The organism is Acinetobacter sp. R933-2, assembly GCF_030325485.1.
Taxonomy (GTDB): domain Bacteria; phylum Pseudomonadota; class Gammaproteobacteria; order Pseudomonadales; family Moraxellaceae; genus Acinetobacter; species Acinetobacter sichuanensis.
This window is the reverse complement of the sequence record NZ_JACAIJ010000008.1, coordinates 62,759-83,378: the sequence shown is the minus strand read 5'-3', so window position 1 is coordinate 83,378 and position 20,620 is coordinate 62,759. Positions and strand designations below refer to the sequence as shown.

Below are 20,620 nucleotides of genomic sequence, written 5' to 3'. Positions count from 1 at the left end.
AAGCAAGATTGCCAAAAAAAAGAGCCTTTCAGCTCAAATCACACACGTCCCACAACACTTAGAAATATCAACATCAGGAACAAACGGTGCATTCTTGGTGATTTCGACCAAACGTTTAACTGACTCATTCGCACCCCAACGTCTAACAACACCAAAGAATTCTTCAACGTCGTGACCTGCCAAATAGTGTTTAGGTAAACCTGTCATATCGCTATAAAGCATTTCACCATCTTCATCGCGTTCTACACCAATGTGATAAAGCTCATGATCCAGTAACGCGCAAAAATTACGATCATTGCTCTTTTCACAATAACTCGCATCAATCGTAATTAAATACGTCGGTATGAAACCATACCAGTCCCGCATCTGTTGTTCTTGTCGTGCTTTCTTCCATCCACCCACGTTAAACATCACCTTTTCACATTGACCCAATACCATACGTTTTTTAGATTGAGCCGCAGATGATGCCCAAGCAAATGCTAAGAACTCGTCATTGTCGTGAAGTAGCTCAGCAATGTGGTCATGATCAGGATTATGTAACGCGCCGCCAATGGTAAGAAAGTTTTTAACAACCCAATCTTTTAGATCTGGTGCAGGTGCCAAACGGATTGTTTCCTCTTCCTCAGCTTGATCAAGCAGTTCTGTTGGTGGAAATGGTCTGATCTGTTCCATATTTCATCCAATAAAAAACCCACATACATAATGTGGGTCTTAATCAATTACTTTACTCTTTTGCTGAGCATGCAGAATGTTAGTACACCTCTAACACTGATTTGATGCTCAACATGCCTCAATATATATTTTAAAAATTTATTTCTTAAATTTGATAATCTAAATTTGAGCGCAACCTATTTAAGTAAGGTTGTATTTTCTGAGTGACCTCTAAACGATTTAAATTATCTGCAACCCAAAAAGTTTGTGGGTGATTCATCCAAACTACTTCTAGTCTTCTATATCTCGTAGGCTTACTCGTTGCCCTATCTTTTGCTAAAAAATAATTTGTTTTTTGGTCTGCCAATAATTTACTGCCATGCCAGCAGCCACCTATACAGATATTCATCATATCCCCCTAATTCATATTATTATTTTTAATATATAGCATAAATTTAAATAAAAAAAACCCACGATTTTAAGAAATTGTGGGTATAAAATTAAATAGGTAATTGGGGTATTACCTATTCCGACTATATTACTATGATTTTAATCATATGTTAATTAAAAACACATAAAAATATTACTTTTTTACAAAACGTATAAGTTTAATTAGAGACTCTCTTGATCCACTCCATCTTTTAATACATATAACTGTGATTTAATCCAACGAATCACATAACCCGACTCAACTGTATGTGGATCAAATCGTTCAATCGCATAACCCATGTTTTCAGCGAGTTCATATTTGTTAAATGCATTTGCAATCTTCTTACCACCACGACCCACTGACCATGGGCTACCCACAATTTCAATAAGAAGATTGAGCTTCACAATATAGAAATCGAATCGCCAATTTTTGGTGGATTCAAATTGGAATTTTCTTCGATAACCAATGTTATTTTCTTCTAATTCTTGGAATAAGGTTTCTTCAGCTTCTAAATATTTTTGTGTTGCTTTGGGTAATGGTCGAGTTTTGGATTTTGGTTTTAATGGTTGCTTCTTGGTGAGTGCGGTGTATTCGGAAGTTTCCATAAATTTAGCCCATAAAAAAACCTACAATTTGTAGGAAATCGTAGGTATAAAATTAATAGGCAATTTCACAACTGTCTATGTATAAGTTAATTTACTTGAGCTGCTACTTGATTTTTATTCTGACGGAAATATTGGTTAATTTCTTCAGCAGACTTTAAGTTATCGGTAAACAACTCCTTTACTTCCTTGGATACCTTGTTTTTATCACGATCTTTTATTAGTGTTTTTAAGGGCGGGAGATCTACTCTATTTTCATCTATTGTTATTTGCTCAATAAACCCTGCTAACCATAATAAAAATTCATCTTCATATTCTAGATTATTAGGAAGCAAACTCAAATCTATAACTTTCGATTCAAAGTTAAAAATTGCATTACAAATTTTTTGATTCATTTTTAAATGGGTTGACTGAGTTAACTCTCTAACATTAGAAATGATTAAATTTAAAAAATCATATCTGTCCATCTTATTAATTTGAAGATCATCCCTTTTAATACGCTCCAGTACACTTTCAGCTAGTGCGAGATATTGAGGCATTTCGTACTCCTGTTAAGTTGTAATCTATAGAAATTTAAGAATAAAGAGATGTGCAATAAAAACTACAATCAAAAGTTACAAAAATGACGTGTTAAGTAACTTTTGTAATTGTCATTTACACAAAAATATAACTAAGTCTCAATATTTTCTTATTTTTTCTAAAGGCTCTAAAAAAAATATCCTAAAATAATTAATTAGTTACATTTTTTACTATATAAATAAAGCTATAAATTATGGTCTTCCAAAGATTTTATTACCTGCAAATAAAAAAGCCTCATATTGCTATGAGGCTTTTGACCTTAATTGTTTGCGCTGATCAAGGTTATTTCTATCTATTTATTAGAATAGAATGACATCATAATGATTGTAAAAGTAAACATCATTGGTAAGTTTGTTAGAAAAAAGCAAATAAGTGTCAATAAAATTACAAATGAAAAAAAATACTCACTCTGCGGAGTAGTGAGTATTAATATTTGCTGATCTGTGGAAATATAAACTGTTAATCGTTTTTTCAAAATAGTGAAACCATTTACACTATTCTCATAAAACCACTTTTTAGATCAGATTACAAAGCTTATATGTTTTTAACCATCTTAATGATGGATTTATGTAATTTAGTAACCGATACAAGCGATTTGATTTGAATGCCAACAATTATCCATAATTGTCTCTTTTATGGAAAACAAAAAAAGCTCACTAAAAGTGAGCTTTATTTATGACTGAACACTACCTATAAACCACATACCAGAATCAATGTTTCCAAAGAGGAAAATAATTAATGTGGCTACTAAAAATACAACAAAGAAAAATACAACATTTAAAAAGTAGTCCATGATGTTACTACCTTATTTCATTACTGCTTAATTAATATACAACAATAAACCTATATAACCTAATTAATCACTTAAATAATAAGTAAAAAACACCCAGATCATCCGGAGTATGAATATGGCTCTTTAAATTTTATTGCTTAAAAATATTTTTGAGACTTCGCCTGTTTAATCTGCACATTATTTTTATCTGTTTTCAAAAGGCTAGTTCCAATAAATGCATAAGCTACCATTAACAAAATAAATAAGATAATTGAAAGCAATGTACTTTTATTTTCTTTGTCATTAGAACTACCCATTATTATCTCTACAATTTATTTGTAAACAATAAATTATCAATTATTAGCTGTAGTATCAACCACTAATAAACTTTCTTAAAGTTTCTAATCGATAATGTATCTACAAATTTGGATTGTGTAATCTAAAGTTACACTCACCTTTTACCGCTAAATAATTATCTTTTTTATAAAAAAGCCCACTAATGTGAGCTAAGCTTATAAATATAAGGCTTATTTAGAAATTGAGTAACACAAATCTAGTTTCCCTTTTTCTTGCTTATAACAATCCCACTGTCCTTTTTTATATTTTTTAGCAGGAAGAACATCCTCAGGAGTCGTACCCAAATAAGGCTTACAATTACCACCACAAGTAGTCGATTGCTCAATCAGGTATTCTTTTTGACCAACTTCTAAATATATAAAACCACCACCAGGGCTTACACCTCTTTGAATTAAACAAGATTCCGTTTTGTTCTCATTTACTGTAAAACATTTACCTGAATAATCAGTAATTTTATAAGCAAAACTTGATGTAGAAAATATTGTAAAAGCTAAAGGTAAAATCCATTTCATTTCTATTGCAACCCTTAATAAAACAAAACCCCGCAAATGCGAGGTTTTAATGACTTGGTCCCAGAAAACCGTAATACGACCAGTATAGAAAAATATACCCTTAATTTTGCACCTATGCAATTACAAATCGTATTCTTCTGCAACTTTGAAGAAAAAACCACGCAAATGTGCATCTAAGTCAACACGCCAATCGCCAAGTTTTACCAAAGCATATTGCTCATATTGCTCATAAGTTTTCAGATAATTCTTTCGAGCAATTGCTAACCCTGAAATACGATGACGCTCAGACTGATTATAAGAGTTCTCTTTTTTACCCTCACACTTGCTACACTCAATATGCTTTCTAGCATCTTTAGCAAATAAAAAACCCTTGCCATTACACTTAGTACAAAGACCGCGTTTAAATAAAAACTGAATCAATGCTGAACGCGCCACACCTTTAGCAGCCTCTTTACTTGGGATCTGCTTTGTTTGAAACCCATCTTCTTTGAATTTTAAACGGATCTCACTGGTTAGGAGATTATGTAATAAGGCAAAGTGACGATCATTCGGAGTAATTGATCGAACCAAAGCCCATAACATTGCACAATTTTCCGCACTCATATCCTGCATCATCAAAGCAGAACTATTTACTTTGCTTCCATATGTGGGAGCACCACCCACCCCATCTTTAAAACCATCCATTGTTTTTTGTGCAAGATCCAATAATGTGAAATCCACAAGTGCAGCACTTGGTTTAAATAATAAACGGCGTAAATCATGAATAATCATTAAGTCTTTATGTTTTGCAAAATCTTCTGTCGCCATATTCATTCCATCACCCTAAATTTCTACGTTTCTTAAATTCTTCGACTGCCTTCTTGTGATTGCGACACATCATTCGAAAAATAATGATCGAAGCAGTCACACCAAAGATGATCGCTCCAGCTGCTACCCATGCAAGAAATTCAATTCCATTCATAAATCACCTACCAACCGTCTAATGTCTTCAATCGCCTTACCGCTTTTCACCTGCTCAGTGCTATACCGATACACTGAATAACCGAACTCTTGTGCCGAGTTATATTTCTCCATATCCCCTAAATAACCCTGTGCCCTTGTATGCCTCCCATTACTCCAGATCCCACCTTCAACCTCGATTAAAACCTTACTACCTAAAATATAAAAATCCGCTCTCCATTTACGCTCAGGATTAAATTGAAACTCAGTCTGGAACTCGATCTTGTACGACTTCAAATGCTGAGCGAGTTTAGCCTCACCCTCGCTAATAACTCGCTCCTTCTTCACAACAACACGGCGCTTGGTACGCCGTGGTTTTCCAGATAGTTTTTTATACTCAGCAACTGAAATGCTGCTCATAATTTACTACTCAAAATCAGCTCATATGCACCAGCCTGTACCCATCCCTCCCAACCTCCAAAGTTGATTAAAATAAAATCACCTCTCACCCCCAAAACTTCACGGAGTGGTGCATCAGGCAAAGTATCAACTCGCACAAGGTCACCTATTTTGAATTTGTTATCCATCTACACTTCCCTTGATTATTGTTAAACATTGACGAATCATGAATACACGCTCACTCTTGCCATCTTTAAGCGCTAATTCTTTCGTATGTTCCAATCGAGCAATTAAATTTAAATGACCAACTTCAATTTGTTTGTTTCTCACCCTTGTTACATCGAGTTCTTTTTTAAGATGTTCAATTTCAAGCAATGCCTGCTCTAAACTTAATTCCTTAACCTCAAAGCAAGCACCACCATGTTCACAAAGACCATCAGCACCGCAATTGTGTGGTGCGCCACCCTGACAACGTGTTACAGCGTTTGCCCAAGTCTCAGGAATTACGCTTTTTAAATCTGACTCGCAAGAGATGTGTTTAAGCATTGCCATCTCCAATCACTTTACAGTGACATGGCCACATTACTAATCCGTTTCGAGATGGAGCATTTTTATTTTCATGAACAATCAATCTCGCCTCACTTAATCCAGTCATGGCATACGATGATGTTTTAATTCCAATGATGTAAAAATCTCGACCACTCAATTTGTGGCGAACCTTTTGACCAATTTTGTATAGGTGATTATTCACGCTCCACCTCCAAACACACTAGGACCATTCCAAACCGCACAATCATCCGCCTTAACCCAACCAATTGTGTTTGAGCCAAATCCTAACCATCTCACACCCTTACTAATGCGGATTTGCTTGATCTTATTAGGGCGACCTGTGCTTGAGTGTGTTACGTAGTTGCCTATTTGAAAATTCATCTTAGACATGACCACCTCCCAACTGCTTACGAATCGTTGCAGGTACCACACAACCATCTAACTCGCATTGTTTTAAATACGCATCAGGTTGTTCAAATGGATCTGGCCATTCATTGATGATGGGCGTGTTCAACGGTTTAGCTTTCGGTTTTAATTCTTGTGGTTTATGAATTTTTCTATTTTTCAGATTCCACTTCGCCATTAAATCGTTGAGATTCTTTTGAGCCTCTTCATTCGAAACAGCAACATGCTCAACTCGCTTCTCTTGATCATTATCCCAAGTCAATTGTCTTGGTTCTTGGTACCATTCTTGGACACGTCCTTTTAATTGCGCTTCAGCCAAGTATTCACTGTAAACACTCATGAATTCACTTTTTGCTCGATGCATCTCACCATCAGCAATCAGCAGGCTTACCTGATCTAAAGCAAATTTAGCGATCGTGGTGATTTCTTGGAACTGAAAAATACCTTTCTCAATTTCAACTGCTTTGTGCTCAATAATCTTGGTGTACTCACAGGCTTTCACCCATGCTTTTTCAGCATTCCACCAATCTTGGCCAATACACAAAGTACGGAACTCGGCAAAGCTTGGCATGAAGGTTTTACCTGATGTACTCAGTAAAACCAAACCTCGTTGGAACTGGTGTGGCATTACACCTGCCAATGTGTTTGATGCAATCTGCTCAACCATATTCATTGGAATTGCATTTTTACCTTCTGCAGGAAAGTTTTTATTAAACTGAGTTGCGTAAATCGTTCTCAATGTTGCAATCAGCATTTTGATATCGTTTTGGCAAATTAGATTATTCACGGTAAAAACCTCCTGCCATTGGTAAATTTTGGTCATCAGGAGTTACATCGATTACATTTGACTCTTGACGATCTACGAACATCTGAGAGAAATAACCTGGTTCTTCAGGTGTATTTGAGTTTTGAAAATGATTGGAGTGTGTTTCAGGTTTTGGTTGATATACCCCCTGATAACTCCCAATGATTGAGTTTTCCAAAGATTGATTTGCCAAGACACCATAAGACTCGAGTTTTTTCAAAATGAGTTTGACCGCATTTGCCGTCAGTGGTTTTTTAATGCTGATTCGCATATCAACAAATTGGTTCCACAAATCACGATCTATTGAATTTGGTAATTCAGTTGATTTCGGATCGTATAGGGTTTGTGTTCCCACTTTGGGTTGTTCAGGAACATGCTCACTTTTTTTATTTATTTTTTTATTCTTTGTAGAGTTGTTTTTGATAGTGATGCTTTGTGTGTAAAAATTTTTTACTAGTAGAGGTAAAATATTTTTACTAGCGTAGTTAAAATTTTTTACTAGCAAAGGTAAAGATTTTTTACCCCCATTTGATTGATTTTCACCTAGTAAAATATTTTTACTAGGGAAATTGACCATCATTGCAATGCTTGTTTCATCACCTAATTTATAGGTATTTCCGTGGAACGTACTGGTCAATTCTACAACCAAACCAAACTTGATGAGTTCACGTAAACACTTGATTACTGTTGGGCGAGACTTACCCGTAATTTCTTCAAATTGAGTTAAAGAGATGGAATCCATCTCTTTATTCCAGCCACGCGTTTTACGACAAATAACTAGGTAGATTTTGCTTGATGCATCTGAAATCTTAGCTAAGACCTCATCTACAAAAGCATTAGGTACCTGAAATGAGTTGGGTACGAATTTACTCATGTGAAGCACCTTCCTTGATCTGTAGAAAACGACCGTACTTGGCAACACGCTTCGCACGGATTAAACTCGCGACAATTTCACTGGCTAACCACAGTGAGATCCGATGAAAATCCATCAGTGATTCAATGAATTCTTGCTGCAATACCATCGCATTGCTTTCAGGGCGATTGATTTTGCGTAAATTGGCTTTACGGGCTGAGAGCAATGAACCTAGCGTGTTCAGCGCAGGTTCATGCCAAGATTGGATGATTTGTTCAGCGTTCATGACACCTCCGCTAAAGCGTGTTCAGCTTTGGTTAAACGGCGGTTGGCATGGAGTTCAGCGACTGTGGCGTGGCGGATATTTTTAACGCTCACGCAAAATCCAGCGGCAATTGCCATAGTTTTGCTAATACCAGATGTAAATAAACTAACTTGTGCTGTATCACCTATGACATTCTCAAATACATAAAGATTGTTGGTATTAGGTCGCCAAGCCTCCGTTATACACACCACATCACCAACTAAGAAATCACTTTCAGTCGATTCTAATTCTGGCGAATTCGCCATAATTAAACAGTGATTGCACGGCTCGTTTTTAAACTCGGTGCACTTGTTAGTGCATGGATGTTGTGGTAAATTTAATTTCATATTCATGCCCTCAAGTTTGAATTGTTAAAGCCTGATCTCAACTATCAGGCTTTTTCCTTTTCTACACATGATGTGTATTTCTTCATTTGTTTAAGTGCTGCTAGATCCACAGCTGTTGCTAACTCAATTAAGTTCTGTGTGAGTTGATGGATGGTTTCATATTCTTGCGGTGTCACAACGCCATCTTCATAAGCCTCATAAACCGCTTTATTGGCTTTACCCGACTTTATGTTGTGCTGCATCATTGCTTCAAAAACTGATAACTCATGATGCTTGTTAGAACCACAATCAACTGGAACTAAGGCATAACCCAACTGATGTGCCCACACTTTCAAAATTTCAGGATTTCGCGTGTACATCATGATTGCCTCGAGTTTCTTCAAACTCGGTAAATGATTAGGCATACCCACATTTCCGTAATTACAGATCGTGTTGTGTGAATCACCTGTAACCTGAGCAATTTCTTTTGGTGAAATTCCTTGCGTTTGGTTAATCATTTTAAAAATGGCAGTTTGAGCTTCTCTACTCAGTGAAATTTCTTGCATTGTGAAATCCTTGTTTTCTTTCACGTATATTTTTAAGCAAAGAAAAGAAATAATTTGCTTGTAGTGTTTACTCTAGGCAACTTGTTGAGCTTTCTTTCGAGATGGAAATAAGTCTTTGTATTTAAATTTTCCATTCGTTTTCTCTTGAACAAGAAATGCAGTCTCGGACGACATTTTTGCTTTGCCATTCACCCAAGCCCAGACAGACGGCTGCTCTAAATCAAGGGCTTGTGCTGTGAGCGTTTGAGAACCAAAGTGATCAACAACACTCTTGTATAAACCAACCAATTCAATATTCATTCATTGAACTCCTATAATTTATAGTTAATTTATAGTTTTAACTATTAATTGTCAACAGTTACAACTGTTTGATTAACTATAGTTGTAACTATAAAATAGAGGAGAAATTTAAGGATTATTTTATGAGTACTTTGGCTGATCGATTAAAAGAAGCTCGTTTAAAGGCGAATAAGACGCAAGGAGAGGTCGCCGACGCAGCAGGAATAAAACAGCCCACATATCAAGCCTTGGAATCAGGAAAAACTCAAAAATCAGCTTTTTTACCCGAGATAGCGGATTTTCTTGCGGTTGATGTTAATTGGCTTAAGTCAGGAATCGGTTCGATGCCTGCTTACACCTGCAAGTCTGAGAGTAATGTTTCTTTTACTAATACCCCTTTACGACAAATACCTTTACTAGACTATGTGCAAGCAGGTTTGCTTAATGAAGTTGGCTATGATGGAATAAATCCTTTAGGAATAAGCTGGACAACCTATGAAAATTTGCGTCCAGAATGCGTATTCTCGCTAAAAGTTGAGGGTTTAAGCATGGCTCCAGAATTTCAACCTGGGGACGAGCTTGTTGTTGATGGCTCGCTTGAAGCCAAACCTGGTTCGCTTGTTATTGCACAAGAGATTCAACATGGAGTAGCAAGAACAACTTTTAAAAAGTACCGTGTAATTGGTGTAAATGAGTTTGGTGTTGATGTTATTGAACTTGTCCCTTTAAACCCTGATTACCCAACGCTGAACTCAAACCAGATTGAGATCTCTATAATTGGGGTTGTTGTTGCACATAATAGAAGCCTTAAGTACTAAATATTTCCCACTGTATTAAGCACTAAGTTGATTGCTCAACCTTAAGAAAAAAGGAAAGAATAATGATTGCAACACTTAATAAGTCCAAAACTGAGCTCACAATTAATCGTCAAGAATTTAAATTGGCATTAGATAAAATTGCTGCTGGCATTGATAAACAAATAGCTTCACTTAAAAAAGCCAAGCAAAGCTATGATGCTGCTGAAATGGCACGTGAGGTTATTAGTGAGGTAAATATCTTTGAAGCGATTATTGAAGGCTTTAACGAAGCTGAAGGCACCAATCTAAAACTAGCTGATATTACCAATCTTGATGTAGCACAAGGCTGGGTAGATGATTTTTTAGAAAAGTATTCTGAGAAATAAGTTTTTTAATTAACTTTCGTTAAGTATTGGAGAAAAACGTGGACAACTCAACACTACCAATCAATCAAATTATTACTCGAATTAATGATGCAGCAGCAAATAATGAGGCGATCGTCCTTACAGCAGAAGAGGTAAAAATCCTGTCAAAGGATATTGGAGAAACGTATTTTATACCTGTCTTAACCAATGAACAGATTGTTCAACTTTGTGAAGAAGGAAAGTTAGGAAAACCAATATTTCCTAAGGAAACGGATAATTAAAACTGCGAACCCGACGCAGCTTACTGATCGGGTGGAGAAATGAAGTGGCAACATCTAAATGTGGTAACTGTAATTCAGCATCATTTGAGTTGGAAATAAAGAGTGATGTAAAAGGCTCTGCATACCCTTTTACATTCATCCAGTGCTCATCTTGTGGAAGTGTTGTTGGAGTTCTAGAGGAGAAAAATTCAGAATGGCTTCTTTCTCAACTCAGAAAAAAAATTGAAAACATAGAAGTCATAACTTCTAATATTGATAGCAATATTGTTAAGCTACCAAAAATAGTAAAACAATTTTTTAAATCAAGTAAAAAATAAATATCATCCTTTTAAAGCATTAGAGCCATTTTCCTGATTTTTATCTTTTTTAGAGGTTTTGAGGATGGCTTTGTTGAGTCTCCATTTTGATTTTTTAGGCTGCTTTTTTTCTGAATGTTTTTTTTGATCAAATACAAATGCCTCAGCAATAGATATATACCCTTGTATCAATGCAGGATCTTGAAAACCTGATTTAATATAAGCTTCATACAACCCTGCCCTAAATTCAGTTCTAGTCATTTTAACAAACTCCATAACCCACCCAGTGTGGGTTTTCTTTTTAAAAATCCATACTTTCCCTGATATTATGAAGTTGAGACTCTGCACCAACATTGTTCTCAAAACACCCATAAATATCGGAGAAAATATGAAACCTGAAATTATAGAAGCCCTAGCGTTAGAGCTTACTAAATCAAAACTTGCCAATAAAGAAACTACTGCATCACCAGCCACTTGCTGGTGGTTCGCGTGTGTTTAACGATTTACCTTAGAAATCACATGACAGCCATTCTTTTGTGAAAATTCCAAAAGAATGGTTTTTAGTTCACCTAAAACCCTCAGTGGGCATTCAATCTCGACTGTACTAATGTGATTTCCGTAAATAAGTTTTTGTGCAGCACCCACCTGCTCTTCCAAATCCTTAGGCTTCACACCGCTCAGTATTAGCTTTTCAACAAATTGTTTACGCCATTCAAATATTTCATTCGAAAGCTGCATGCTCATTCTTATCACCTTAGTGGTTGGTTTTCTTTTGTCTATTAAAGCATAATTATTATTTTTATAGAAATAACTATATTAAATAGTTTCAACTATTGACTGTATTTATAGTTTTGACTATATTTATATCACAAGCAATAAAAAAAGCGCACCGACTCTCAAATCAAATGCGCTTTTTACAACTTAATGCGAGATCAATTATGAATGCAAAACTAAATCCTATCAACCCTGCTGTTACACATCGTGTACAGCCAAAACGTTTTTTACAGGTTTGCACACTCAGTGCTTTATTCACGACGGGTATCGTTGCTTTGGCATATGACCAAAAAGCCACTGAATACAAACCACCTCTAGCATCTGAATACATCCCTTCTACTTACGCCGTGCAAACAGTAGAAATCACTTCATTAAGCACTGGCTATGCTGTGATTCAACTTGATGAGTTCACATTAAAGTTCCCTTTTGAATATGCAACTCATGCTGATAGCTACGGTGTACCAGGATCAAGCTTCACTGCTGTAGAAATTAAAGAACTCGGTCAAATCAAAGTCTTTGACGAGAAAGGCAATCCATACCGCGACTTCACTGATCAACTCGACCACCGCAATATCAATAACTTGTTGATTGGTTTTATTGAGCGTAATCGTTTAGTGGAGGCTGTGTGATGTCTATAAATATTATCCCCCCAACACAACCAATCACTGTAAGTGCAATCAAAGTCTATTTTTATGGTGATCCTGGTATGTATAAAACCACACTGGGTATGACAGCAAATAAAGCATTAATTATTGATGCAGATAAAGGTGCATATCGTACAGGTGTGAACCGTCGCGCTGATGTGGTTGTGGCTGAATGTTGGAATGATATCGTAAATATTAATATGGCAGACTTAGAGCCTTATCAAACCGTTGTTTTTGATACGATCGGGCGAGTACTTGATCTAATTAAAGCACATCTAGCAAACGACTCACGCAATACAAAAGGTGATGGCTCTTTAAAGTTAAATGTACAAGGTGTAGCTAACAACATGTTTAGCACCTTTGTGAATAAAATTATTACAAGTGGTCGTGATGTCGTTTTTATTGCTCATGCAACAGAAGACAAAAATGATAACTTAACGCTTATTCGCCCTGATCTTGGTGGGAAAAATCGACAAGAGATTTATCGCTTATGTGATGCTATGGCTTACCTCTGTTTGGAAACAAATAAAAAAGGTATTCAAGAGCGTATGCTTAAATTCCAATCACAAGAAGGTTATCACTCAAAAGATGCAGGTGGATTAGGAAATGTCTCTGTGCCTGATCTTCGTAAAAGTTCAAATAGTCATTTTCTTGGTGACCTTATTGAGCAAGTTAAAACAACATTAAACACTATGACCCCAGAACAGCAAGCAAGTCAAAAGCTGAAACTCGAATGGGAACAATGGGAAAAGAGCTGTACAGAAGCAAAGTTTACAAGTGATTTCAATGTGCTTATGTCAGAGCTAAAACAAGAAAACCCTAACTTTAAAAACATGTGGGAGTGCATGAAGTATTACGCATACCAACTTGGTTTCACCTACAACAAAGAAAAGACCAAATGGTTTGAAATGGAGATACTCCCTCAAACTATTTCTAATGAACAACGTGATCATTTGCAAAGTTTTATTTCTGAACGCGGTTTGGATATTAAGTCTGTCTGTGAGCACTTTGGCGTGGACTCTCTCATGAATATTGAGGCATCAAAAATCGAATTAGTGAAACAAGAAATTGATCAATTGGCTAAACAAGGAATGACTGCATGAATACTGAAATCTTAAACGCTAAACAAGCTTTTGAAGCAATGTCATCTGGTCAAGCAGTGTTGTGTCGTGCAGTCGGGCAACTGCTCGACTTTAGCGAGTTGAGTCAATTCCCTGCTACGGTCTTCTTCGGTGCTGATTATGAGTTTTGTCTTGCACCTCGTTTTATGACAATCGGTCAATTGGATCTAGAAGTACCTGAGTGTTTACAAGGTTTTGATGACTTGATTAATTCTGCCGTGTATTACGCACCCAATCTTTTAGATGTGGATCGTCCTATTGAAATTTTAAGCACTGCCGACAATGCTACTTATTTAAAACGTTTGATTGCTTCAAAGCTTTTACATAAAACTTCAGATGATGCTATTGCTCATGCACGTGCATTTATCACATTGAACGGCGGTTCATTAGATCCTATTGAAGTTGAAACTGTTGTTGAGCCTGAGGTTACTACTGAACTCGCACCTGAACCAGTTGAAGAAAAGCCGAAGAAACCAACTTCAACAGAAGTAAAAAAGCGATACATCAAGGCATTGAACGAAGCAACTAGAGAGCGTGAAGTCTTTGCTATTGAAACTCAAATTACGATCAACAGTGATTTGAATAAAAGAGACCTGAACTCGCTAAAATCAATGATTGAGCAGCTATATGCCAAATTTAAACAAATTGAAGCTGATGAAATTAATGCGCTGATTCTTCAATTTAAAGAACAAATTACAGCAGCTCAAACAGCGCAAGAGTTAATTAAGATCCGCACCACTTTTGCTTCAAACGGAACTTTAAGTGATGAACAACATGAATATCTTAATACTTGTTTTAATGCGAGATTAGCTGAGATTGATTCAGAGGATAGCTTAGTTTCTGATTCTAAAACTAATAACGCAAATGATTCATTTTTTGGTGATACAGAAAAGTCTCGTATAAGCTCTGAAATAAAACAAGAGATAATGTATAAAATTTTCCAAATGAGCGCCGATGAATTAGATGCGATTGTAATTGAGATCCACAACAATCCTAAGCTGGTATCTACACATAAAAACCATCTTGATGGGCATATTGAACTTCGTAGAAAAGCTTTGGTCAAAGAAGCAAATGCAGAGGCTGAGAAGAAATACCAAGAAAATCTAACTGATTTAATCAATAGAGCAAGTCAAGCACAAAGTCCTGTTGAAGCCAATGCTTTAGTTCGATATACAAAACCGTGGACTGAAGAACAGCGTAAACCATTAATTAATGCAATTAGTAAACGTTTAAGTGAGTTGAATGTTGACGCTCAACCCATAGGGCAACCACCTTCATTAATGGTGCAGATTCAAAATGCTCTAGACCTCACAACATTAGATGTACTAGAGATTGATGTGGGTAGTCGTCATCCAGATATTCAACCGAAACTCATGGGCTATATTCGTGCACGTCGATTTGAGTTGGAGAATGGACCTGATGGAGATGCTCAATGAAATCTGAATTACCTGAAATTCCGCATAGCTTATGTACCGCATTTATGTACTGGATGTTTAATGGTGGTCATGTAGGGAAAGTGAGTAAAGAAGGTGTGCTTCTTAAAAAAGGAGAAAATGTCGCAAAAATATATTGTGATGGTAAGGCTCACCCTTCTTACAAGATGAATGAATATTGCGTTATCCGTTACGAATTATTTTTAAAACAATGGCTTAAATATGGTGTGAAATTTTTAAATGAATTAAATGCCTGTGCCGATCTAAAGATGAAAAAAGCACATAGCGCAAATTATTTGAAATTTGCAGCCTAAGGAGAAGACATGGAATGGACTCTGTTTTTCCTTGAAATTTTATTAGTCGTGAATGGATTTGTATTTATTAACTTTGAATTATGGTGGTTGTAATGGGATTAACAAACAAGCAGCGCGTTCAACGTAGAAAGAAACCTAGAACATGTGCCTTTTCTTCACATGTCAGCTTATCAACAGCGCGTTCTTATTTTGTGTCAAATGGTGTGGTTTATTACGATGATCATTACTCGTATGGCTTAAAAAAAGCTCATATGACTTTAGAACAGTTTTTGGGGAATCCAAGTATTTTAACTAATGCTGAGTTTAAGCAGCTTGATGGAAAGGTGGCGTAATGGATATTAAAAAAATTCAAGAATTGGCTCTAGCAAATGGTTTCTCATTAAAAGAGCAAGCTAGTGGCAACATGGATCTACACTCTTATGTGTATGAATTTGCTCAAGCGATTGAAAATGAGGTTTTGGCACAAGCTCGTAGTGTTTTTGGTCAAGATGCTGTGATGGATATTAGGGAAGACATTAACGCTCTCGAAAATTTAAGAAATGCATTTGAGCAACAATTGATTAAAGATGGATTTGTTGAGCACAGTGGATATTCTTTAGAAAAAGATCATATCGACTCATATAACGATGAGCGTGTGGAGTGCGCATGGTTTGCTTGCCTACAGGGTTATCGCTTGGGTAAAACAAGCGCAACTTCTGAAGGTTTTGTTTTGGTGCCGAGAGAGGCTCAAAAAATCCAGGTTAATGCAATGTGGAAGGCATATAACGAAGAGGCGAGCATGTTCCATGTTTACAAAGCCATAATTGAAGCACAGGAGCAAGGGCATGATTAAAGCTGAAGTGGTCTTTGAAGATGATTATGTGGTTCTACATGGAAAAGATATCTGGTTAGATCTTGAATCTATGAGTTTTGCAATTGGTTGTTATCTTTCTAATTCAATCGAAGAACTTTTTGCATCACAAGAACAAGCCGTTCAATCTGTTTTGGAGCAAAAATAATGGGAGTAAAACCAAATATTGAAGATCCATTTGACACTTTATGGTTACTTCAAATGAAATATCGTAAACCTGTCGTAGCTATAGAAGAGCTCTTAGCTGACTACTTGCCACACTTATCACTCATTCAGGCTAATAAACGCGCATGCAAATGTGACTTACCCTTTCCTGTATTTAAGCCAGACGGTAAATACTCCCCTTGGTGTGCACATTTAAGTGATGTTGCTTTATGGTTGACAAGTGCTCGACAAGAAGCTAAAAAAGATTGGCATGCGATGAAAAGTTAAAGTTCATTTCTAATAAAACATGAGTGGTTGCACCTCCATTGCACCTTGCACCACTCAAATCAATATAAAATATTGTTTATTATAATTATTTATAAATAATCTATCCCACCTGCCATCGGGGCAACAAAAATTGGCGAATGCTTTGATCTATCAAACAATTCTTCAATTACTTTGTTTTTACTCAATTTTATGTTTCCCATATTCCAAAGGTTTTGTACAACATTTTTACGATTTTAACACCTCATTTACACCATCATTATCTCTGTGGTGCAAATTATATCTGTGGCGTAAAATAGAAATCATCGCAGAATAAACTACAGTAAATGATAAAACTCGCTACAAAGCTTAAATACGAATGACTCGTAAAGGATTACCACTATTGATTAAAACAAGAATATTTACAAAAGAGCCATGAGCCAAAAAATAGCTTAAAGCAGAGATTCTTGTTAATCTGGCTATTCTAAATCCTGAAGCTGCCGTTGTGTCAAAAACTTTAGAGCAATTCATCATTCAATATTTAAATAAAATCAGTGATAAGTTTCTGAAACGACGGATTCAACTAAAACTGCAGCATTAAAAAAATATTTATCTATCACAGCCAACAATCACATTTCTTTCTTAAAATAGAAGAGTTACCACTAAATGCTCTAAAATCAACCAAATAAACATTCTTTTTAAGAATGATTATTTAATTAATTTATAAAAAATATTTATTTTACTTTGATATATAATTTAAAAATCAACACTCTAGCTAAAACCAACCAATTAACTATGTTTTATTTTATAAAACAATAGCTTACTTGAGTTTTATTTTATTATCGCTATACTCAAAACCAATAACTATGAAAAATAATAAACACACCTACAGGTTCTTTTATTGGGGAAATTTGGGGAAAAGAATTTGTAGGTGTGTTTTAAAATAAGAGACTTTGCCTCGCTAGAATAAAAAAAACTCCAAAATAGGAGGCTTAATCATCTTATGAAATTTTTATTCTAAAGCTTGCTTGACTTTGTCCAGATAAATTTTGATCTTTTCATTTGCTTCCAAATGACTCAGATCATCTGCGATCCAAAAAACATACATTTCTTCTCCAACTTTCAAAACTGCTCTCTCATATGTGGTTGGCTTACCAGTGACTTTATCCTTTGCAAGAAAATAGCCATTTTCCTCATCTTTGAGTAATTTACTACCATGCCAACAACCGCCTATACATATATTCATCTTACCGCCTTCAATAAATTATTATAAAGTATTAACCATATAGTAAAAAAAACCTGCAGCCAAAAGACGCAGGTATAAAAAGTTATGTAGATAATTGGGGATTATCTACATCAATGTTATAGTATTCTATTTTCTGACAAAACGGTTTAACAAAAAATACCAAGTTAAAATAGGTCTCATTTTAATCAATAAAAATTTACATTTGATCTATTTTTTTTAAAACAAATTTAAAATCCAGCAATAAAAATACACAAACACCTGATTATTAACATATTAACTCAAGACAAAAAATGATATTAATGTTTTATTCAAGAATAAAATACTAAAAAATTAAATACGACAATATTTAAATATACTAAACAAACAGTTTAATTCATCTATCAATAAGAAAACATCCGTTCATCTCTGATTTATTCTTTAATAAAACTAAAGAATAAATCATCTATATATTTTAAATTATTGTACCTTTTGAAATTATTTTATATTCATCATTCACTACGTGTTAGGGCTATAGCTCACTGTATTACTGCCAGATGCGTATACAATATATATTCATACATTTAAACTAAGACATAGTATAATTTGCTGCTTCACCCTGCTCATCCATTTCTAAGCGTGTTTTCGTTAGTATGAAAAAAATTGCTCGACAAAAAAACTTTCTTCGCTCTGCAAGTTTAATGGTCTTAGTACTGGGGCTCAGCGCTTGTGGCAATGGCTCTTGGTGGTCACATGATGACGAACCAGAACTCGAAAGTGAGCAAATTCGTAAATTGATTCCTAACCGAGTCAATGATCGAAAATCTTGGGCTCAAGACATTTTTGATATCACTGAAGAATTAAAAATCCCACGCAATAAGGAAAATATTTGTACAATTATTGCGGTTGTTGATCAAGAATCAAACTTTATTGCAAATCCGAATGTACCCGGTTTAGGCGATAAAGCCGTTAAAGAAGTCAGTACGCGTTTACAAGAAAAATTTGAGGACAAGCTAGGAACAACAATTGGTGGACCTATCGCTAATTATTTCCAAGATGTTCTAAAAAACCAACCGACACCTGAAGATAATTATCTTAAACAAATGAGTCGTGTCAAAAATGAAAAAGAGCTTGATGTTCTTTATCGTGAAATTTTTGATTATATGACAAAACATTATCATATCAGCGCTTTGACAGGGGCTGCAAAACTGGTTGGTCAGGATTTTGCTGAAAAATTAAATCCAATCACTACATTGGGTTCGATGCAAGTTCATATCAACTATGCCAAAGAACATAAACGCACAAGCATGAACACCAATGCTTTACGTGATGACCTTTATACTGAATTTGGTGGCTTATATTATGGTATACATCGATTAATGATTTACCCTACAAATTACGACAACCCAATTTATCGTTTTGCAGACTATAATTCGGGAATGTATTCAAGTCGTAATGCAGCTTTCCAAAAAATGATTGAAAAATCATCTGATATTAATTTAGATCTAGATGGTGACTTACTTTCTTATGATAAAAATGGTGATCCTCGTTCTACAATGACGACAACAGAAAAAGCCATTATCACCTTATTTTCAAAAAACAATATTTTAGTCACACCGCGCCAACTGCGTAGTGATCTAAAAAAAGAAAAAGAGAAAAGTTTTGAAAAAACACAAACTTATATTGCTGTTTCTAAACTTTATCAAGATAAAACAGGAAAAGAGCCAATCTATGCTATTATGCCTGAAGTAGTCATTTCTGGTCCAAAATTGAGCCGTGATTATAATACTAACTGGTATGCAAGCCGCGTAAACGGACGATATGAAACATGCATGCAACGAGCAAAACGCATAAAAACCTAGCCTTATTTGATTTTGATGGAACCTTGTGTAAAAAAGACAGTTTCACAGGGTTTATTTTCTATGCTTTATCAAAACGACATATTGTTAAACAAGGTATTAAGATTTTGCCTTGGATTCAAGCCTACTATTTAAAGGTTTATCCTGCCGATGCAATGCGCCCAAAACTCTTTAAAGCCATGTTTAAAGATGCCGATGCTGATGAAATTTTAGAATTAGCAGAAGAATATTCAACGCGTTTAATGGCTCAACTTGACCCTGCAATCTATCAACAATTATTAATCCACCAAGAAAATGGCGATGATGTTGTACTTGTTTCAGCATCCATTGATATTTATCTTGAGGCAATTTGTCAAATTTTAAATATCGATTTAATTTGTACAGGTACTGAGATTAAAAATGGTCTATTTACTGGATCATATTCGACACTGGACTGTAGTTGCGAGCAAAAAAGACTTAGAGTTTTAGAAAAATATGATTTAAATCAATATAATAAAATTTATGCATATGGCAATAGTGAGGAAGATTTAGACATGCTTAGTCTGGCAGATTTTAAATATATGGTGGGGGTAAATTCTAAATTACCTTACATTAAAGAAGAAAAAAAATTTGCTTAGAGATCATGTAAAACGATTTGAGTCAAAATATAATCAAAATAATATCTCTCAAAAGCCAGATTCGATCATTCACGGATCATTAGATTTTGAGTATTCACATCTAAAAAATTAGGCATATTTTATAAAGAATAAAAGCATTCTTCACCTCACTTCGTACCAGTATTTTTTTCATCTTCTATCTGAATGCGCAAAGTCAGCTTAATCCTTAGAGAAAGTCTGAATTGTTTGTTATCCTTTCAAGTTGCTCATTTTACAATATTGATCAAAAATGAGGGCTTGTTTAAAATTAGACAGGTCATACTTTCAAATCT

General features: G+C 35.3%; 33 protein-coding genes. 14 read left to right on the top strand and 19 right to left on the bottom strand.

What is annotated here, in order from left to right:
• Nucleotides 1–33: 33 nt before the first annotated feature.
• The 16 genes from HX005_RS10980 to HX005_RS10905 all read right to left on the bottom strand — a co-directional run bounded on the left by HX005_RS10980 (nucleotide 34) and on the right by HX005_RS10905 (nucleotide 9,349).
• Nucleotides 34–672 (bottom strand): putative metallopeptidase, encoded by a 639-nt coding sequence (locus HX005_RS10980; RefSeq protein WP_286377388.1) that lies wholly within the window; start codon nucleotides 670–672, stop codon nucleotides 34–36.
• Nucleotides 673–817: 145 nt separating this feature from the next.
• The gene (locus tag HX005_RS10975; RefSeq protein WP_286377387.1) at nucleotides 818–1,060 is read right to left on the bottom strand and encodes a hypothetical protein; all 243 of its coding nucleotides are present in this window, start codon (nucleotides 1,058–1,060) and stop codon (nucleotides 818–820) included.
• Between the two features lie 203 nt (nucleotides 1,061–1,263).
• Entirely contained in the window at nucleotides 1,264–1,686 is a 423-nt protein-coding gene (locus tag HX005_RS10970) for a hypothetical protein (RefSeq protein WP_286377386.1), read from the bottom strand.
• 86 nt (nucleotides 1,687–1,772) lie between these two features.
• Nucleotides 1,773–2,222: a hypothetical protein gene (locus HX005_RS10965; RefSeq protein WP_286377385.1), complete on the bottom strand. Its 450-nt coding sequence runs from the start codon at nucleotides 2,220–2,222 to the stop codon at nucleotides 1,773–1,775.
• A gap of 1,339 nt (nucleotides 2,223–3,561) precedes the next feature.
• A complete protein-coding gene (locus HX005_RS10960) occupies nucleotides 3,562–3,903 on the bottom strand; it encodes a hypothetical protein (protein WP_286377384.1) in 342 nt (113 codons plus the stop codon).
• A gap of 120 nt (nucleotides 3,904–4,023) precedes the next feature.
• Nucleotides 4,024–4,710 (bottom strand): hypothetical protein, encoded by a 687-nt coding sequence (locus HX005_RS10955; RefSeq protein ID WP_286377383.1) that lies wholly within the window; start codon nucleotides 4,708–4,710, stop codon nucleotides 4,024–4,026.
• Between the two features lie 150 nt (nucleotides 4,711–4,860).
• The gene (locus tag HX005_RS10950) at nucleotides 4,861–5,262 is read right to left on the bottom strand and encodes a DUF559 domain-containing protein (protein ID WP_286377382.1); all 402 of its coding nucleotides are present in this window, start codon (nucleotides 5,260–5,262) and stop codon (nucleotides 4,861–4,863) included.
• The gene (locus tag HX005_RS10945; RefSeq protein ID WP_171405211.1) at nucleotides 5,259–5,429 is read right to left on the bottom strand and encodes a hypothetical protein; all 171 of its coding nucleotides are present in this window, start codon (nucleotides 5,427–5,429) and stop codon (nucleotides 5,259–5,261) included. Before HX005_RS10945 ends, HX005_RS10950 begins: the two co-directional genes overlap by 4 nt.
• Nucleotides 5,422–5,787, bottom strand: coding sequence for a hypothetical protein (locus tag HX005_RS10940; RefSeq protein WP_286377381.1), 366 nt, complete (start codon nucleotides 5,785–5,787; stop codon nucleotides 5,422–5,424). The genes HX005_RS10945 and HX005_RS10940 overlap by 8 nt, the downstream gene beginning before the upstream one ends.
• A 201-nt stretch (nucleotides 5,788–5,988) precedes the next feature.
• On the bottom strand, nucleotides 5,989–6,171 hold the full coding sequence (locus HX005_RS10935; RefSeq protein ID WP_286377380.1) for a hypothetical protein: 183 nt from the start codon (nucleotides 6,169–6,171) through the stop codon (nucleotides 5,989–5,991).
• 1 nt (nucleotide 6,172) lies between these two features.
• Entirely contained in the window at nucleotides 6,173–6,982 is an 810-nt protein-coding gene (locus HX005_RS10930) for a hypothetical protein (RefSeq protein ID WP_286377379.1), read from the bottom strand.
• Nucleotides 6,975–7,874 carry a phage replication initiator YdaU family protein gene (locus HX005_RS10925; protein WP_286377378.1) on the bottom strand — a complete coding sequence of 300 codons (900 nt, stop codon included), beginning with the start codon at nucleotides 7,872–7,874 and terminating at the stop codon, nucleotides 6,975–6,977. The genes HX005_RS10930 and HX005_RS10925 overlap by 8 nt, the downstream gene beginning before the upstream one ends.
• Nucleotides 7,867–8,139: a hypothetical protein gene (locus HX005_RS10920; RefSeq protein ID WP_286377377.1), complete on the bottom strand. Its 273-nt coding sequence runs from the start codon at nucleotides 8,137–8,139 to the stop codon at nucleotides 7,867–7,869. The genes HX005_RS10925 and HX005_RS10920 overlap by 8 nt, the downstream gene beginning before the upstream one ends.
• Nucleotides 8,136–8,423, bottom strand: a complete 288-nt coding sequence (locus HX005_RS10915; RefSeq protein ID WP_286377376.1) for a hypothetical protein — start codon at nucleotides 8,421–8,423, stop codon at nucleotides 8,136–8,138. The genes HX005_RS10920 and HX005_RS10915 overlap by 4 nt, the downstream gene beginning before the upstream one ends.
• Nucleotides 8,424–8,548: 125 nt before the next feature.
• Complete coding sequence (locus HX005_RS10910) at nucleotides 8,549–9,049, bottom strand: phage regulatory CII family protein (protein ID WP_286377375.1); 501 nt, start codon at nucleotides 9,047–9,049, stop codon at nucleotides 8,549–8,551.
• A 72-nt stretch (nucleotides 9,050–9,121) separates the two neighbouring features.
• Complete coding sequence (locus tag HX005_RS10905) at nucleotides 9,122–9,349, bottom strand: Cro/CI family transcriptional regulator (RefSeq protein WP_286377374.1); 228 nt, start codon at nucleotides 9,347–9,349, stop codon at nucleotides 9,122–9,124.
• 122 nt (nucleotides 9,350–9,471) lie between these two features.
• On the opposite strand from HX005_RS10905, the gene HX005_RS10900 reads away from it, so the two are divergent.
• From HX005_RS10900 to HX005_RS10885, 4 genes are all read left to right on the top strand, one after another.
• Nucleotides 9,472–10,146 carry a LexA family protein gene (locus HX005_RS10900; protein ID WP_286377373.1) on the top strand — a complete coding sequence of 225 codons (675 nt, stop codon included), beginning with the start codon at nucleotides 9,472–9,474 and terminating at the stop codon, nucleotides 10,144–10,146.
• Between the two features lie 62 nt (nucleotides 10,147–10,208).
• Nucleotides 10,209–10,511, top strand: coding sequence for a hypothetical protein (locus HX005_RS10895; protein ID WP_286377372.1), 303 nt, complete (start codon nucleotides 10,209–10,211; stop codon nucleotides 10,509–10,511).
• Between the two features lie 38 nt (nucleotides 10,512–10,549).
• On the top strand, nucleotides 10,550–10,771 hold the full coding sequence (locus HX005_RS10890) for a hypothetical protein (protein WP_286377371.1): 222 nt from the start codon (nucleotides 10,550–10,552) through the stop codon (nucleotides 10,769–10,771).
• Between the two features lie 44 nt (nucleotides 10,772–10,815).
• Complete coding sequence (locus tag HX005_RS10885; RefSeq protein WP_065995083.1) at nucleotides 10,816–11,088, top strand: hypothetical protein; 273 nt, start codon at nucleotides 10,816–10,818, stop codon at nucleotides 11,086–11,088.
• A 3-nt stretch (nucleotides 11,089–11,091) separates the two neighbouring features.
• Here HX005_RS10885 and HX005_RS10880 read toward each other — a convergent pair whose 3' ends face one another.
• A complete protein-coding gene (locus HX005_RS10880; RefSeq protein WP_286377370.1) occupies nucleotides 11,092–11,541 on the bottom strand; it encodes a hypothetical protein in 450 nt (149 codons plus the stop codon).
• Between the two features lie 21 nt (nucleotides 11,542–11,562).
• The gene (locus tag HX005_RS10875) at nucleotides 11,563–11,811 is read right to left on the bottom strand and encodes a hypothetical protein (RefSeq protein ID WP_286377369.1); all 249 of its coding nucleotides are present in this window, start codon (nucleotides 11,809–11,811) and stop codon (nucleotides 11,563–11,565) included.
• A gap of 194 nt (nucleotides 11,812–12,005) precedes the next feature.
• Here HX005_RS10875 and HX005_RS10870 point away from each other — a divergent pair, with 194 nt between their 5' ends.
• From HX005_RS10870 to HX005_RS10835, 8 genes are all read left to right on the top strand, one after another.
• The gene (locus HX005_RS10870) at nucleotides 12,006–12,470 is read left to right on the top strand and encodes a hypothetical protein (protein ID WP_286377368.1); all 465 of its coding nucleotides are present in this window, start codon (nucleotides 12,006–12,008) and stop codon (nucleotides 12,468–12,470) included.
• Nucleotides 12,470–13,588: an ATP-binding protein gene (locus HX005_RS10865; protein ID WP_107010277.1), complete on the top strand. Its 1,119-nt coding sequence runs from the start codon at nucleotides 12,470–12,472 to the stop codon at nucleotides 13,586–13,588. Before HX005_RS10870 ends, HX005_RS10865 begins: the two co-directional genes overlap by 1 nt.
• Complete coding sequence (locus HX005_RS10860) at nucleotides 13,585–15,042, top strand: hypothetical protein (protein ID WP_286377367.1); 1,458 nt, start codon at nucleotides 13,585–13,587, stop codon at nucleotides 15,040–15,042. Before HX005_RS10865 ends, HX005_RS10860 begins: the two co-directional genes overlap by 4 nt.
• Nucleotides 15,039–15,353 (top strand): hypothetical protein, encoded by a 315-nt coding sequence (locus tag HX005_RS10855; protein ID WP_286377366.1) that lies wholly within the window; start codon nucleotides 15,039–15,041, stop codon nucleotides 15,351–15,353. The genes HX005_RS10860 and HX005_RS10855 overlap by 4 nt, the downstream gene beginning before the upstream one ends.
• Before the next feature lie 92 nt (nucleotides 15,354–15,445).
• Nucleotides 15,446–15,685 carry a hypothetical protein gene (locus HX005_RS10850; RefSeq protein ID WP_286377365.1) on the top strand — a complete coding sequence of 80 codons (240 nt, stop codon included), beginning with the start codon at nucleotides 15,446–15,448 and terminating at the stop codon, nucleotides 15,683–15,685.
• The gene (locus tag HX005_RS10845) at nucleotides 15,685–16,185 is read left to right on the top strand and encodes a hypothetical protein (protein ID WP_286377364.1); all 501 of its coding nucleotides are present in this window, start codon (nucleotides 15,685–15,687) and stop codon (nucleotides 16,183–16,185) included. The genes HX005_RS10850 and HX005_RS10845 overlap by 1 nt, the downstream gene beginning before the upstream one ends.
• Nucleotides 16,178–16,351 (top strand): hypothetical protein, encoded by a 174-nt coding sequence (locus HX005_RS10840; RefSeq protein WP_286377363.1) that lies wholly within the window; start codon nucleotides 16,178–16,180, stop codon nucleotides 16,349–16,351. The genes HX005_RS10845 and HX005_RS10840 overlap by 8 nt, the downstream gene beginning before the upstream one ends.
• Nucleotides 16,351–16,635, top strand: coding sequence for a pyocin activator PrtN family protein (locus HX005_RS10835; RefSeq protein WP_107009513.1), 285 nt, complete (start codon nucleotides 16,351–16,353; stop codon nucleotides 16,633–16,635). Before HX005_RS10840 ends, HX005_RS10835 begins: the two co-directional genes overlap by 1 nt.
• A gap of 988 nt (nucleotides 16,636–17,623) precedes the next feature.
• Here the strand turns inward: HX005_RS10835 and HX005_RS10830 are convergent.
• Nucleotides 17,624–17,857 carry a hypothetical protein gene (locus tag HX005_RS10830; protein WP_107009514.1) on the bottom strand — a complete coding sequence of 78 codons (234 nt, stop codon included), beginning with the start codon at nucleotides 17,855–17,857 and terminating at the stop codon, nucleotides 17,624–17,626.
• A 677-nt stretch (nucleotides 17,858–18,534) separates the two neighbouring features.
• Here HX005_RS10830 and HX005_RS10825 point away from each other — a divergent pair.
• Both HX005_RS10825 and HX005_RS10820 read left to right on the top strand, forming a co-directional pair.
• On the top strand, nucleotides 18,535–19,695 hold the full coding sequence (locus tag HX005_RS10825; RefSeq protein ID WP_286377478.1) for a DUF1615 family protein: 1,161 nt from the start codon (nucleotides 18,535–18,537) through the stop codon (nucleotides 19,693–19,695).
• Entirely contained in the window at nucleotides 19,662–20,309 is a 648-nt protein-coding gene (locus tag HX005_RS10820) for an HAD-IB family hydrolase (protein ID WP_286377362.1), read from the top strand. The genes HX005_RS10825 and HX005_RS10820 overlap by 34 nt, the downstream gene beginning before the upstream one ends.
• The last annotated feature ends 311 nt before the right edge of the window (nucleotides 20,310–20,620 follow it).